This is a genomic window from Paramesorhizobium deserti (assembly GCF_001558695.1).
GTDB classification, from domain to species: domain Bacteria; phylum Pseudomonadota; class Alphaproteobacteria; order Rhizobiales; family Rhizobiaceae; genus Paramesorhizobium; species Paramesorhizobium deserti.
In genome coordinates this window covers 1-565 of the sequence record NZ_LNTU01000036.1, presented here as the reverse complement: position 1 = coordinate 565, position 565 = coordinate 1, and the positions used below count along the sequence as shown (strand labels likewise).

Annotated in this window: 1 protein-coding gene; it reads right to left on the bottom strand. The window is 63.7% G+C overall.

All coding sequences use genetic code 11. From position 1 onward, the window contains the following. A partial coding sequence (locus ATN84_RS18835; RefSeq protein WP_153020302.1) for a hemagglutinin repeat-containing protein occupies nt 1-565 on the bottom strand: 565 nt, incomplete at both ends.

The window sequence follows — 565 nt, the reverse complement described above, 5'->3', positions numbered from 1 at the left end:
CCGAAGCCGGATTTCTCTTCCTTCTCATGCGAGGCGTAAGCTTCCGCCCCCGGCGTGATATTGACGTCGCGAGCGGCGTCGAGCGCGATGTCGTTGCCCGCCTCGACATCCGAACCGATGACGTTGACGTCGCTTTCACGCGCCTTCAGCGTCACATCCGCGCCGGCTGAGAGCGAGGAGCCGGCATTCAGCGTCGCGTCGTAATCCTTCTCCTTGCCTTCCTTGCCCCACAGCGACAGGAAGCCGCCGCCGGAGCCGACACCAAGGCCCGACTTCTTGCTCTCGCTTTCGCGCTCATGCTGCTCGGCGGCGCCGATGACGGAGACGCTGTCGCCTTCGACGGTGATCGCCTCGCCGGCCGTCACCTTCGAGCCGGCGATGACGACGTTGTTTCCGGTGTTCAGATTTACATTGCCGGAAGCGCCGAGCTCGGAGCCAACCGTGGTCTCGTTATAGCTCTGGGTGGAGATACTGCCCTTGCTGAGGAAGCCCTTGCTCTTCTCGCGGTCGTCATGCGCCACCATGTCCTTGCCCGACGCGATGACCAGATCGCCGCCGGCATCGA